Origin of the sequence: Bacillus sp. AM1(2019) (genome assembly GCF_009906915.1) — a bacterium.
Taxonomy (GTDB): Bacteria; Bacillota; Bacilli; order Bacillales; family Bacillaceae; genus Bacillus; species Bacillus velezensis.
The window spans coordinates 3,383,921-3,396,976 of sequence record NZ_CP047644.1 but is presented as its reverse complement, the minus strand read 5'-3'; the positions used below and the strand labels follow the sequence as shown (position 1 = coordinate 3,396,976).

Annotated in this window: 14 protein-coding genes; 8 read left to right on the top strand and 6 right to left on the bottom strand. The window is 46.2% G+C overall.

The genetic code is table 11. The features are described 5' to 3' along the window. Positions 1 to 62 precede the first annotated feature (62 nt). Both GNE05_RS16850 and fumC read left to right on the top strand, forming a co-directional pair. Positions 63 to 248 carry a YvzF family protein gene (locus GNE05_RS16850; protein ID WP_003151806.1) on the top strand — a complete coding sequence of 62 codons (186 nt, stop codon included), beginning with the start codon at positions 63 to 65 and terminating at the stop codon, positions 246 to 248. 67 nt (positions 249 to 315) lie between these two features. Beyond that, positions 316 to 1,704, top strand: a complete 1,389-nt coding sequence (fumC, locus tag GNE05_RS16845; protein ID WP_007410064.1) for a class II fumarate hydratase — start codon at positions 316 to 318, stop codon at positions 1,702 to 1,704. Positions 1,705 to 1,740: 36 nt separating this feature from the next. On the opposite strand, the gene GNE05_RS16840 is transcribed toward fumC, so the two are convergent. Beyond that, on the bottom strand, positions 1,741 to 2,616 hold the full coding sequence (locus GNE05_RS16840; RefSeq protein WP_007410065.1) for a TetR/AcrR family transcriptional regulator: 876 nt from the start codon (positions 2,614 to 2,616) through the stop codon (positions 1,741 to 1,743). Positions 2,617 to 2,794: 178 nt separating this feature from the next. Here GNE05_RS16840 and spxO point away from each other — a divergent pair, with 178 nt between their 5' ends. After that, on the top strand, positions 2,795 to 2,959 hold the full coding sequence (gene spxO, locus GNE05_RS16835; protein ID WP_003151811.1) for an anti-adapter protein SpxO: 165 nt from the start codon (positions 2,795 to 2,797) through the stop codon (positions 2,957 to 2,959). Between the two features lie 27 nt (positions 2,960 to 2,986). On the opposite strand, the gene GNE05_RS16830 is transcribed toward spxO, so the two are convergent. Both GNE05_RS16830 and GNE05_RS16825 read right to left on the bottom strand, forming a co-directional pair. Then, positions 2,987 to 4,342 carry a two-component system sensor histidine kinase CssS gene (locus GNE05_RS16830; protein ID WP_160183007.1) on the bottom strand — a complete coding sequence of 452 codons (1,356 nt, stop codon included), beginning with the start codon at positions 4,340 to 4,342 and terminating at the stop codon, positions 2,987 to 2,989. Beyond that, positions 4,339 to 5,016 carry a two-component system response regulator CssR gene (locus GNE05_RS16825; protein WP_003151813.1) on the bottom strand — a complete coding sequence of 226 codons (678 nt, stop codon included), beginning with the start codon at positions 5,014 to 5,016 and terminating at the stop codon, positions 4,339 to 4,341. Before GNE05_RS16825 ends, GNE05_RS16830 begins: the two co-directional genes overlap by 4 nt. A 277-nt stretch (positions 5,017 to 5,293) precedes the next feature. Here GNE05_RS16825 and GNE05_RS16820 point away from each other — a divergent pair, with 277 nt between their 5' ends. Continuing rightward, entirely contained in the window at positions 5,294 to 6,655 is a 1,362-nt protein-coding gene (locus GNE05_RS16820) for a S1C family serine protease (RefSeq protein ID WP_160183006.1), read from the top strand. Positions 6,656 to 6,701: 46 nt separating this feature from the next. On the opposite strand, the gene GNE05_RS16815 is transcribed toward GNE05_RS16820, so the two are convergent. Together GNE05_RS16815 and GNE05_RS16810 are read right to left on the bottom strand one after the other, a co-directional pair. Continuing rightward, entirely contained in the window at positions 6,702 to 7,166 is a 465-nt protein-coding gene (locus GNE05_RS16815) for a Dps family protein (RefSeq protein ID WP_007410071.1), read from the bottom strand. Between the two features lie 89 nt (positions 7,167 to 7,255). After that, positions 7,256 to 8,098 (bottom strand): oxidoreductase, encoded by an 843-nt coding sequence (locus GNE05_RS16810; RefSeq protein WP_017418950.1) that lies wholly within the window; start codon positions 8,096 to 8,098, stop codon positions 7,256 to 7,258. A gap of 132 nt (positions 8,099 to 8,230) precedes the next feature. Between GNE05_RS16810 and GNE05_RS16805 the strand changes: the two genes are divergently transcribed. The 4 genes from GNE05_RS16805 (at position 8,231) to GNE05_RS16790 (ending at position 11,819) form a co-directional block, all read left to right on the top strand. Further along, positions 8,231 to 10,012, top strand: coding sequence for a M3 family oligoendopeptidase (locus GNE05_RS16805; RefSeq protein ID WP_160183005.1), 1,782 nt, complete (start codon positions 8,231 to 8,233; stop codon positions 10,010 to 10,012). A 118-nt stretch (positions 10,013 to 10,130) separates the two neighbouring features. Continuing rightward, complete coding sequence (locus GNE05_RS16800; RefSeq protein WP_021494009.1) at positions 10,131 to 10,568, top strand: YusW family protein; 438 nt, start codon at positions 10,131 to 10,133, stop codon at positions 10,566 to 10,568. 155 nt (positions 10,569 to 10,723) lie between these two features. Next, positions 10,724 to 11,548: an ABC transporter ATP-binding protein gene (locus tag GNE05_RS16795; RefSeq protein ID WP_014418835.1), complete on the top strand. Its 825-nt coding sequence runs from the start codon at positions 10,724 to 10,726 to the stop codon at positions 11,546 to 11,548. 25 nt (positions 11,549 to 11,573) lie between these two features. Next, positions 11,574 to 11,819, top strand: coding sequence for a YusU family protein (locus tag GNE05_RS16790; RefSeq protein ID WP_003151822.1), 246 nt, complete (start codon positions 11,574 to 11,576; stop codon positions 11,817 to 11,819). Between the two features lie 188 nt (positions 11,820 to 12,007). On the opposite strand, the gene GNE05_RS16785 is transcribed toward GNE05_RS16790, so the two are convergent. Continuing rightward, positions 12,008 to 13,048, bottom strand: coding sequence for a ketopantoate reductase family protein (locus GNE05_RS16785; RefSeq protein ID WP_021494008.1), 1,041 nt, complete (start codon positions 13,046 to 13,048; stop codon positions 12,008 to 12,010). Between the last annotated feature and the right edge of the window lie 8 nt (positions 13,049 to 13,056).

The window sequence follows — 13,056 nt, the reverse complement described above, 5'->3', positions numbered from 1 at the left end:
AATGATATACTATGATAAAGTATTTAATGGTACAAGTTTTTTTATGAAAGCGGAGGAGAGATGTGGCACAAGTCAGACTGGCAGGAAATGCCGAAGAAATTGAACAGCTCATCAAATCATTTGAAGCGCATTACGAAGTGGCTTACACGTCGAAAGAATACCGTAAAACAAATCCGAAGTATAAATACTCAAAGGATTCGCGCGTCTATCTTGAGCTGAAATTAAAAACGGCCAAGGCCGAAAAATAAAAAGGGTTTCATCTGTTACTGGCGAATAATACTCAGGGTGAAGCAACTGTTATGGAGGGATACATAAATGGACTACAGAATTGAAAAAGACACCATGGGAGAAGTTAAAGTTCCGGCAGATAAATTTTGGGGCGCTCAGACACAGCGCAGCAAAGAGAACTTCAAAATCGGTTCAGAAAAAATGCCTCAGCGTGTTGTGAAGGCGTTTGCAATATTGAAAAGAAGCACAGCGATCGCCAACGAACGCCTCGGCAACTTAGAGTCTGAAAAAGCACAGGCGATTGCCGCTGTATGTGACGATGTTTTAAACGGCAAATACGACGATAACTTTCCGCTCGTTGTCTGGCAGACGGGAAGCGGCACGCAAAGCAACATGAACATGAATGAAGTGGTGGCCAACCGCGCGACTGCTTTATTGAAAGAAAAAAATTCCGAGCTGAAGATTCATCCGAATGATGACGTTAACCGCAGCCAAAGCTCAAACGATACATTCCCGACGGCGATGCACGTTGCGGCGGTTCTTGCTGTATATGAGCAGCTCGTTCCGGCGCTTGATCAGCTGCGCGCGACGCTTGATGAAAAAGCGAAAGCTTATCAGGATATTGTGAAAATCGGACGCACGCATTTGCAGGACGCCACTCCGCTGACGCTCGGACAGGAAATCAGCGGCTGGGTATACATGCTTGACCGTTCGAAAGAAATGATTCTTGAGTCAACGGAAAAAATCCGCGCGCTTGCCATCGGAGGCACGGCAGTCGGTACGGGAATCAACGCCCATCCGCAGTTCGGTGAATTCGTCGCGGAAGAAATCACAAAAGTAACGGGGCAGACATTCAAGAGTTCGCCTAACAAATTCCATGCGCTCACAAGCCATGATGAAATCACTCACGTTCACGGCGCGTTAAAAGCATTGGCTGCCGACCTGATGAAGATTGCCAACGATGTCAGATGGCTGGCTAGCGGCCCGCGCTGCGGAATCGGCGAAATCGTCATTCCTGAAAATGAGCCGGGAAGTTCTATCATGCCGGGCAAAGTCAACCCGACGCAAAGTGAGGCGCTGACAATGATCGCCGCGCAAGTGATGGGAAATGACGCGACAATCGGATTTGCGGCCAGCCAAGGAAACTTCGAGCTGAATGTCTTCAAACCGGTTATTATCTATAACTTCCTGCAGACCGTGCAGCTGCTCAGTGACGGAATGAATTCCTTCCATGACAAATGCGCTGTCGGTATTGAGCCGAACCAAGAGACGATTCAGGAAAATCTCTCTAACTCATTAATGCTTGTTACGGCGCTTAACCCGCACATCGGTTATGAAAACGCCGCGAAAATCGCCAAGCTTGCCCACAAAGAAGGCTTGACGCTGAAAGAAGCGGCATTACAGCTGAACCTTCTGACAGAAGAACAATTTAATGAAATGGTGCGTCCGGAAGATATGGTGCACCCGAAAGCATAAAAAGAAAGAACGGCTGCAGTCATTGCGGCCGTTCTTCTAAATAAACTGCTGTTTCAGTAAAAATCTGAGCTGTTCTGCATCTTCAGCCAGCAGGTCGGATTCCTTCAAATTCAAAATCATTCCTTTGATGATTGCCGGTTTCGGCGACTTTTTCTTCATTTCCGCTTCCAGAATATCCAAGCTCTCGGTGAATTCAGATGCTTGCGTCTTGTCCATCGTGCCGATGCGCGTGCGGAGGGTCTGCAAGATCGATTGGCTTAAAGGATCGGGCTGCCCGTTATGAAGGGGGCCAAACAGTGAGCTTGCCTCATCAAGAGAAATAAACGCTTCATCATGTCTGTCCGCCATTCCGTTTACGATGTCATCAATTCTGTGAATCACGGTATTTGCCAAAAGCGAAGGCTGTACGGACCGGCCGGTCAGAATGAGATATTCAAGATACATCTGACTGATTCCTTCTATTAAAAAACAAAGCTCGGCTGTGTATGGTTCAGCTTTTTCTCCGTAAATCGCAAGAAGACTGTCGATATGAAACTGCAGGATCGACCGGCGGATTCTCTTTCCGCACTGCGCCGCTTCTTCGGTATAAGGAAGTGAACCGTCTTTCATCTGCACGGTAATAAAATCCTGATGGGCGAGAATCGATTCGTAAAACACCGCAAGCTGTTTTTGGTAAGCGGCTCTCGGACTGTCACCCTCCGTTTGGATCGTCGTGATTCGGGTAAACGTTTTATCATAGTAGTAATTCAGCATGGATAGAAGCAGTGCTTCTTTGGAAGGAAAGTAAAGATAAAAAGCGCCTTTTGAGATTTTGCATTCATCGGCGATTTCCTGAACCGATGTAGATTTGTACCCTTTTCGGGCAAACAGTTTAATTGCTGCTTCAATGATCAGCTTTTCTTTTTCCTTCAATGGTTCCACCCTTTCGGAGCCAGGAGGCTGGCTTGTGCTTCTCATGTATGACTATATGGTCATATTGATATTCCGTAAATTTAACCTGATTGTAACTTGTTTTTTTGTTTTGTTTTATTTATATTATAAAGTGAGCTGACCGAATGGTCAAAGTTCTGGCGAAAGGGTGAATCTGAAAATGAAAGAATTAGATGAAATGATCAGCCGCTTGCGAAACAGAGGAATTAAAGTCGAAAAGGTGAAATATCCGAAAAAGACAATTTGTGAAAAGAAATGGGTTCATCAATGCCAAAAACCGCTGAAAGCAAACTACAGAGATTTTAACGGCTATTCCTTCACATAAAAAAAGACTGCAATGAAACACTACAGTCTACTTTGGTATGATAATTCGGTAGATTACACCCGATTGGTCATTTTCAATTGAAATTGATGCTTTATGCAGGGTTAAAATCCGTTTTACGATGCTGAGTCCTATGCCGAACTCGCCTTTCTTCCCTTTATTAAAAGGCTCGTACAAGCTGGATAGCATCTCATCCTCAATCGGAGGCCCGTCATTTTCAACCGTCATGACAATCTGCTGCTGATTTTGGCTGATCCGAATGTGAATCGCCGTTTCTGCATAGCGGATTTGATTTTCGAGAATGTTTTCAAGAAGTTTGCTCCATTGTTCCGGATCACCGGGCATCATTAATGCATCTTCTGTTTCAACGGTCCACGATAATTCCTTCCGGGCCCATTTGAGCCGTTCAATGACTTCTTCCGTGACCTTCACAATGTCAAATGTCTCATGGTGCACCCGCTGCTTCATTAAATAATCAAGCTTCGTTAAATATAATAAATCCTTAATTTTCTTCTCAAGTTTTTCTGCTTCGCCTTCAATGACATCAATTGTGGTTTCCAGATCCCCCTTAGGAAAAATCCCGTCCTTTATTGATTGAGTATAGCCCCTTATCACCATGACAGGCGTTTTTAAATCATGAGAGATATTTTGCAGGAGCGTTCTTTCCGTTTCGTCTTTTTGCACCAGCTTGCTCCGCATGTCTTCAATGGTATGGCCTAATTTTCCGATTTCGTCTTTTCTGTCGACGATGACCGGATCATCCCAATCCTGTTTTGAAATCCGTTTGACATGCTTCTCTAAGGAAACGAGCGGGCGCGAGAGATATTTGGCAAGCCAAATCGCCGGAATCCAGCTTAACAAAATCACGCCGGCAATGATAAAGAGCAGCTGCTTGAACAGGGTGAATGCCAGATCATCACGATAAGAATCAAGGGCGTAAGACAGCATCATCGCATCCTGGCCGTTAATGGTGAGGCCTTTTTTAATGACGAAAAATACTTTTTCACCGCTGATGTCCGCGCTGTATCGTTTCGTGACGCTGTGCTGGCGGTCCGCGAGCTTGTACACCTTATGGATAAAGGAAGAAGAAAAGTAGTTCAAGTCTTTGTCACTGGCCGATTCCTCCCGTTGCGGCAGAAGAACGTGCTGAACGGATCGGAAAGTCGTCGGAGCGGTCGCATCCTCGCTGTAATATCCCCGCTCGATCGATCCGGGCAGCCGGTACTCCGTCAGTACATGCTGTTCATTTTCAATGGTCGTATACGTTTCATCCGTGAAAAAATTACGCAGCGTATTTGAGAACAACACGAGCAGCAGAATCGAAATGGCTAAGAGGATGCCTGAGATGACCACCCATATTTGAAAAGCAAGCGGCTTATTTTTCATGACGTCATCATCCTGTAGCCGAATCCGTAAATGGTCTCAACCTTTAACTCCGGCATTTTTTTCCGCAGCCTCCGCACAAGATCATCGACCACCCGGTCAGTGCCGAAATAATCATGGCCCCATATTTTCAGCAGAATATCTTCCCTGGAAAAAGGGTGTCCTTTATGGTGAAGAAATAAAAGCAGCAGATCAAATTCCTTAGACGTCAAATTGACCAGGCTGCCGGTTTCATCATAAACCTCTCGGGCATCTTCGATCACATTGTAGGAAGAAACGGTGATGCCGGTTTTCTTTGCGGCGGGCTGTTCTTTATACACGAGCTCCAGCAGCTTCTGAACCCGTATAATGAGCTCTCTCGGCAAAAAAGGCTTGGCGATATAATCATTGCTTCCAAGCTCTAACCCGAGGACTCTGTCAATATCGGCATCCCGCGCGGAAATGAAAATGACGGGCACATCGGGATCTTTTTCTTTTATTTCTTTTATCAATGTATAGCCGTCCGTATCCGGAAGCATGATGTCGAGAATCCACAAGTGGGGAGACGGCTGCATCTGCTTTCTGGCATCTTCGCCTTTTGTGAAAGATGTAATGTTCCAGCCTTCATTCTCTAAATATTTTGTGAGCAGTTCATTCAGGTTATCCTCATCTTCAACTAGATAAATGGTGTATGACAAGGCATTTCACATCCTTTCAACGTCATTATACTAGTTTTAACACACTCAAGCCGCATTTTCATAATTTCACATATTCTTTTCATTTTTATCCCACAATGTTTGTTTATGATGTGTATAAGGGAAGAAAGGAAGAAAAAAAGCGGGGAAGATAACATGTTCAAACACATTTTGTTTTGGAGCTTTGCTTTTCTCCTTATTATTGGGACAATAGAACTTGTACATGCGATGAATATGTAATCGATAGAATGAAAACATGCTAAAAGGAGTGTGCGTGAATATGAATGATCATCGAGATGACGGCAGAAGCCGCGATCAGTCAGATCTTTCACATACGGAACAAAACAGAAATGAAAAGCAGCGGATCAGCCATCAGGAGCCGGAGCTGCTCGAAGGGCCCGTCTCGAAAGAAGCGGAAAACGAGACGGCCGCCGGCGCGGAATTTGAAAAAACGGCTGCCGTGAAAAAAGAAAAAAAACGGAGAGCCGCTTGGCTGAGCCCGATTTTAGGCGGTATTATCGGCGGAGGCCTCGTGCTTGGCATTGTGCCGAACCTGCCGAGTGAGCAGCATAAGACAGAAGCCGTTTCTGATACGAAACAAGTTCAGTCTTCGAATTTTACGTCAACGCCTTTGAAAAATACCTCAAGCGTAGCGGATATGGTAGAAGATTTGGAGCCTGCGATTGTGGGAGTGTCCAACTACCAAGCTTCGCAAAGCAGCCAGTTCGGACTTGACGGCGGTTCAAGCTCTGAAACGGAAAGCGGCACGGGGTCCGGCGTCATCTTCAAAAAAGACGGCGAAAAAGCGTACATCATTACAAACAATCATGTCGTAGAAGGTGCGAACAAACTGTCGGTCACTCTTTACAATGGGAAAACCGAAACGGCAAAGCTTGTCGGAAAGGATGCCATCAGTGACTTGGCTGTATTGGAAATCAGCTCGTCCAATGTCAAAAAAGCGGCCAGCTTCGGAGATTCCTCCAAGCTCCGCATTGCCGATAAAGTGATTGCCATCGGCAACCCGCTCGGCCAGCAGTTTTCCGGCACCGTCACACAAGGTGTCATCAGCGGGCTGAACAGAACGGTAGACGCCGATACATCTCAAGGCACGGTGGAAATGAACGTGATTCAAACGGATGCGGCGATTAACCCCGGAAACAGCGGCGGCCCGTTAATCAACTCAAGCGGCCAGGTTATCGGGATCAACAGCATGAAAGTCAGTGAAAGCGGCGTGGAGTCACTCGGCTTTGCCATTCCGAGCAATGATGTAGAACCGATAGTCGACCAGCTGCTTGCAAAAGGAAAAGTCGAGCGCCCGTTTTTAGGTGTGCAGATGATTGATATGTCGCAAGTGCCGGAAACCTATCAGGAAAACACGCTCGGACTGTTCGGCGACCAGCTGTCTAAGGGTGTTTACGTAAAAGAGGTGCAATCCGGCTCACCGGCTGCGAAAGCGGGCATCAAATCAAATGACGTCATTGTACAATTGAACGGCAAAGATGTCGGCAGCAGCGCCGATATCAGACAGATCTTATATAACCAGCTGAAAATCGGCGATAAGACGACTGTTCAAGTTCTCAGAAGCGGAAGCAAAAAGACGCTGAACGTCACATTAACGAAACAAACCGAAAGCGCAAGCTGAACGCATAAAAAAAGCTGAACCTTCAACTGAGGTTCAGCTTTTTTCGTCATTCTCCCAAGTAGGCTGACAGCATCCACACATGCTTGTCCGCTTCTTCAACTAATCCGACAAACAGGTCGGCAGTTGACGGGTCATTTTGTTCCTCGGCGATGCCGATGACAAATTTTGATTCGCGGCTGATTTGTTTATAGTCTTGAACCAGTGATTCCACCATTTCAGAAGCCGTTTTTTCCTGGCCTTCATCCGTAATGGAAGCTTGTTCAAGGTAAGTGTGTAAAGTCGCCGCAGGCTGTCCGCCGATGGCCAGAAGACGCTCTGCGATGGCATCCGCCGTTTCCGCCGCTTCGTTATACAGTTCTTCAAATTTTTCATGAAGCGTAAAGAAATGAGGGCCTTTTACATACCAATGGAAGCGGTGCAGTTTAGAGTAAAGGATAAACCAGTTTGATAATTGTGTGTTCATTGATTTCTCAACAAGAGTTTCAGTTTTTTTCGCGTTTTGTGTATTCATATTCATCGTCCTCCCTGTGATCTGTTAATTTAATTATACCACATATCAAATAAAAATCAATACTAAATTATAATAATTATAATTTAGGTTTAAGTGAACAGCTTTTTCTTCACAACAGATTCCCAGGCGGACCACGAGAAGAGTGAGCGGAAAGCCAATGCCAGCTTAACGCCCCTGCCGATCGGATACCGCAGTTTCTTCAGCCGTTTCCTTTGTGCCAATTGATAAATCAGCTCCGCTACGTCATCAGGATCGCCGCTTTTGGATGCGTTGGCTTTGAAGTAAGCTTCGATTTGCTGATAATAGCGGTAATAGGGCGAATCTTTGGCGGGTGCCGTAAGATGATTGGAGAGAGACGTCTCCCAAATAGACGTTTTATAGGAGCCCGGTTCTATTAAAGCTGCATCAATTCCTAAAGGCAGCAGTTCGAGGCGCAGACACTCTGTAAATCCTTCAACCGCGAATTTGGAAGAGACATACGGAGATAGAGCCGGGAAACCGGTCAGTCCGCTGATACTGCTGATATTGAAGATTTTCGCCCCGCCATGTTTTCGCATATAAGGCAGCACGGTTTTTGTGACGTGAATCAGACCGAATACATTTGTTTCATACTGCTGTCTGTAATGTTCCATCAGCACATCGTCAATAAACCCCCCGTACGCAGAGCCGGCGTTATTGACGAGCAGGTCAATCGGTCCGAAACCGCTGATGGTGTTCCCGAAGTCAGACACCGACTGCTCATTTGTCACATCTAAAGAAACGACCGTAACATGATCGGATGCACCCGCTTGAGCGGCGGCCTCTTTCAGTATTTCAGCTTTCTCCGGCTGTCTGGCTGTTGCGATGACGTGATAAGACCGGGCGAGCTTCAGCGCTGTCAGCAGCCCGAATCCGCTCGTCGCGCCGGTTACAATGGCAATTTTTCTGTTCATCTTATAATCCTCCCCGTTTGTTCTTATCTCATAGTGTATAACATCTCGCGGAAAGAAGGAGAAATCGTTCGGAAATATGTCAGAATTGTTTTATAATGGAGTCAGCTTCGGATAGAAAGGGGTAAAGAAAAGATGGCATTAGAGGGATTGAAGGAAACATGGGATTTAAACTCCATTTTTGAGGGCGGGAGCCGGTCGGAAGAGTTTCAGCAATACATACAAGAGCTCAAAAAGCATCTAAGCGCCTTTCAACATGCGGTTGAAGCGTTTACAGTTCCGGCGCATGCGGATGAAAGCCGGGAGCTGATAAATCTGATTGATAGGTTTGAACGGTCAGCGATCATGATCAGGCAGGCGGGAGCGTTCGTCGGCTGTCTTCAGGCTCAGAACACTCAAGATCAGAAAGCGAATGAATGGAGGGCGCGGATTAATCAGCTGAGCAGTGATTTTAAATCCGCTCTGGTCACCCTTGACGATACACTTGCCCGGATTGACGAGCGGGTCTGGGAGGAGCTGCTGCAAAAACCGGAACTTCAGGATCTCACATATGTTTTAAATGAGAGAAGAGACCGTGTCAAAGAGAAGCTCAGCGCTTCAGAAGAAAGGCTGATTGAAGGCCTGGCCGTTGACGGCTATCACGCATGGGGCGACCTGTATAATGCGGCTGTCGGCAGAATGAAGATTCCGTTTGAGGATAAAGAGCTGTCGGTCGGCCAAGCGGAAAATATGATGGCGCACCCGGACCGCCGCATCAGACGTCAAGTGTTCAAAGAGCTTAATGAAGCCTGGAAAGGAGAAGAGGAGCTTTTCGGCAGCACGCTGAACCATCTGGCCGGCTTCCGCACAGAAATCTATAAAGCGCGGGGCTGGAAAAGCGCTTTGGAAGAGCCGCTTGCGATCAACCGGATGAAAAAAGAAACGCTGGATGTCATGTGGCAGGTCATTACCGATCATAAAAAACCTTTTGCCGAATACCTGAATCGAAAGGCGTCTCTTTTAGGGCTTGAGCGGCTGAACTGGTATGATGTGGACGCGCCGATCGGCGAGGCTCCGAAAGAATACACATTTGATGAAGCGGCCAATCTGATCGTCAGCCAATTTTCGACGTTTGGCAAAAAGCTGTCCGCATTTACGGAAAAAGCGTTCCGCGATCAGTGGATAGAAGCGGAAGACCGCAGCGGCAAACGGGTCGGCGGTTTCTGCACCAGCTTTCCCGACAGCGGGGAATCCCGGATTTTTATGACGTTTTCCGGAAGCGCTTCGAATGTATCGACGCTGGCGCATGAGCTCGGTCACGCGTTCCATCAGGAGGCCATGCTTCAAGTGCGGCAGCTGAACAGAGCCTACGCTATGAATGTCGCTGAAACAGCCTCGACCTTTGCGGAAATGATCGTCGCCGACGCCGCTTTGAAACAAGCGGAGACAAAGGATGAAAAGCTGTTCTTGCTTGAGGATAAAATTCAAAGAAGCGTTGCCATGTTTATGAATATTCATGCGAGATTTTTGTTTGAAACGCGTTTTTATGAAGAGCGCAAGCAGGGCGTCGTTCCGGCTGAGAAACTGAATGAACTGATGGAAGCGGCGCAGAAAGAAGCATTTTGCGATTCATTAGGGGAATACCACCCTCATTTCTGGGCGTCGAAACTGCATTTTCATATTACGGGAGTGCCGTTTTACAACTTTCCGTATACGTTCGGTTACTTATTTTCGCTTGGAATATATGCAAGAGCTCTTCGGGAAAAAGCGGATTTTGAAGAAAAATATATCGCGCTTTTGTGTGACACGGCTTCGATGACCGTTGAGGATTTGGCGATGAAGCACCTTGGAGCGGATCTGACGGAACGGTCGTTTTGGGAAGACGCGGTCCGCCTTGCCGTACAGGATGTGCAGGAATTTTTAGAGCTGACTGAATGATAATCTGGAGATGAACCGGCCGGAGTGTTACCGCTCCGGTTCTTTTTTGTTCCATGAATGACAGCCGCCTCCCTTGGAAATACCTAAAAACGATCGGAATGGAATGGGAGTGAATCGCATGAAATGGTTCAGGACGGCGGGCGTTTTATGTCTTACGCTGATGCTGATTGCCGGCTGCCGATTGATTGAAGAAAAACGGGAAGCGGAACAAGACAGCACACCCGTGTCATCCGCGAAGCCGGTTCCTTACAGCAGCTTTTCCCTTCGCGTCAGCTACGGAGCCGGAGAGCATAACCGCTATGAAGGTTTGTATGAAAGAAAAAGCGGTCATGAAAAGGCGGACATCCGGGACAAGCTCTCAGGGGTTCACAGAGAGGGCGAGGAAGCGCTTGATGAAATGAAGATGATCCTCGGAGAACTTGCTGTAAACAGCCGGATGCAGGAAAGCGAGGTCGTCCGGCAGGTGCTCTCGGCTTTTAATTTAGACAGCCGCTATGACCATTTTTATCTGAAACTGAAAAAGAACGACGGAGAAATGACAGAAATAAAAAAATAACCGCCGTCCGCTGCTTTTTTGCCCAAAACTAATTGATAATGATATTCAGAGTCATTAATTTCTGTTACAATATAATCATGATCTCACGTTGAATGTTTAGGCAATTTGTTTATATACATAGTGTTGGGAAACTCAAAAAAGGAGCGGTTAGCGGTATGAGTGCAATTTCTACAGAGACGCTGAGCTTAGGGTACGGAGAAACTGTTATCATTGACGAATTGGATGTCGCGATTCCAAAAGGCGAAATAACTGTATTGATCGGAAGCAACGGCTGCGGAAAATCGACGCTTTTACGTTCATTGGCCCGGCTGATGAAACCGAGGGGCGGTTCTGTGCTTTTAGAAGGAAAAGCCATCGCTAAGCTTCCGACGAAGGAAGTGGCAAGAGAGCTCGCTATTTTGCCGCAGAGTCCGTCAGCTCCCGAAGGCCTGACGGTGCATCAGCTTGTGAAGCAGGGAAGATACCCTTATCAAAGCTGGCTGAAGCAATGGTCCAAAGAGGACGAAGACGCAGTGGCAAACGCGCTTAAAGCGACGAAGCTTGAGGAAATGGCCGACCGTCCGGTAGATTCCTTGTCAGGCGGACAGCGCCAGCGCGCATGGATTGCGATGACACTCGCTCAGGATACGGATATCATTCTGCTTGACGAGCCGACAACCTATCTTGACATGACGCATCAAATTGAAATTCTTGATTTGCTGTTTGAATTAAATGAAAAAGAAAAACGCACAATCGTCATGGTGCTGCACGACCTCAATCTGGCATGCCGTTATGCCCATTATCTGGTCGCCATTAAGGATAAACAGATTTACGCAGAGGGCCGTCCCGAAGAAGTCATCACTTGCGAACTTGTACAGCAGGTCTTTGCGATGAACTGCCAGGTAACGCAAGACCCGCTGTTCGGCACGCCGCTTTGCATTCCGCACGGACGCGGCAGATGTATCGTGCAGGAAGCGGCCCTCACCGCCCGATTGTCATAATCATGAAAAAAGGGAAGGGAACGGTATGGAAGAGAAACTGCAGCAGCAGCTGGACGGCCTGCTTGAAAAATACACGGAACTATTGCTTGGCGAAACAAACCCGGATGTAAAGGAAGAAGTCAGGCAGTGGATTTTGTATACACATATCGCAAAAAGCATGCCTCCGCTCGTCAAACATTGGAATCAATCCTACCCGGACGCCAAAGAGGGCATCAAAGCTGCGATACAGCACATTAAACAGCTCAATGAAGCACACAGAAAAAAACAATAAAAAAGCTTTCGGCATCAAAGAGAGGTGCCGGAAGCTTTTTTTTCTGAAAAGGAATCAATAAAGGCGCCGTTCAATTCATAGCGAAGAACTTTAATGTAACGCACCCGTTTGTTAACGTATATTTCTTCCGCTTGCTGAACCAAGAAAAAAGGACCGCCGCAGCAATCCCTTTCTCTCTTTCCTATATATCACATTTCCTTTCGGATACGTAATAACTCTTCAAATGCTTTTATATTTGTATCAAAATTGGGCACTGTTTGAGATTCCTCGGCACATTTGACTTGTGCTACAACCAAATCATGAAAAGGTGTTGAAATGCCAGTACCTTCTGCCATTTTGGGAATAACTCCATTAATATAATCAATTTCAGTTTTGCGTTTTTTCTCAAGATCCTGGAGCATACTTGCTCTTAGCAGCCTAGATGGTTCCATGGCTGCCCTAAATGTTTGGATACGTTCAGGAATATCATTTTCGCTTCTTAATTCCAAAGATTCTATATCAAGGCCGCCCATTTTCGCAAATTTGACACCATTGGCGTGTCCAACCTTAATCGTCTCATCTGCGATATGAACTGCACTAACAATGCCGATTTCATGGTCAAGAATGTCTCCGTATTCTCCGTTTAATGCTGCTGATAAACCACTGAATGCATTATTGATAAGTAATTTTGACCACTTCGTTCCAACTAAATTATCGGAAATATGTGTTCCGCCGATAAGGTCTAAAACCGATTTAATACGCTGGATTCTTTCTGTTGTTTCACCATGTAATTCTCCAATTTGAAAAGCGTACTCTTTAAATTGAGTATACTCAGTTGTAAGTCTGGATACGCCCGGTTCAATAAACGTAGCACCAAATTCAACAGAACCTGCAATAACACGTTCATCACCAACGATCGAAGCGACTTTCTGTTCAGGTATACCGTTTTGCAAGGAACATACTACACTGTCATCCTTTAAAAAAGGCAGTAACTCCTTAAGAATGGAGTCATTATATAATTGTTTCGTCAGAAGTAATATGAAATCATACTTGCCCGACTTGTTTTCAGGGGTAATGGCTTTCACCTTTGCTTGAAATTCCGTTGTACCAACTACTTTAGCACCTATTTGATTTAAAGTATCTACATGTTCTTTGTATGAATCAATCAATTCGACATCCATTCCGCCAGCAGACAGATATGCTCCAACAATGGTTCCTAAAGAACCTGCTCCTAAAACTGCAATTCTCATTGTAAACG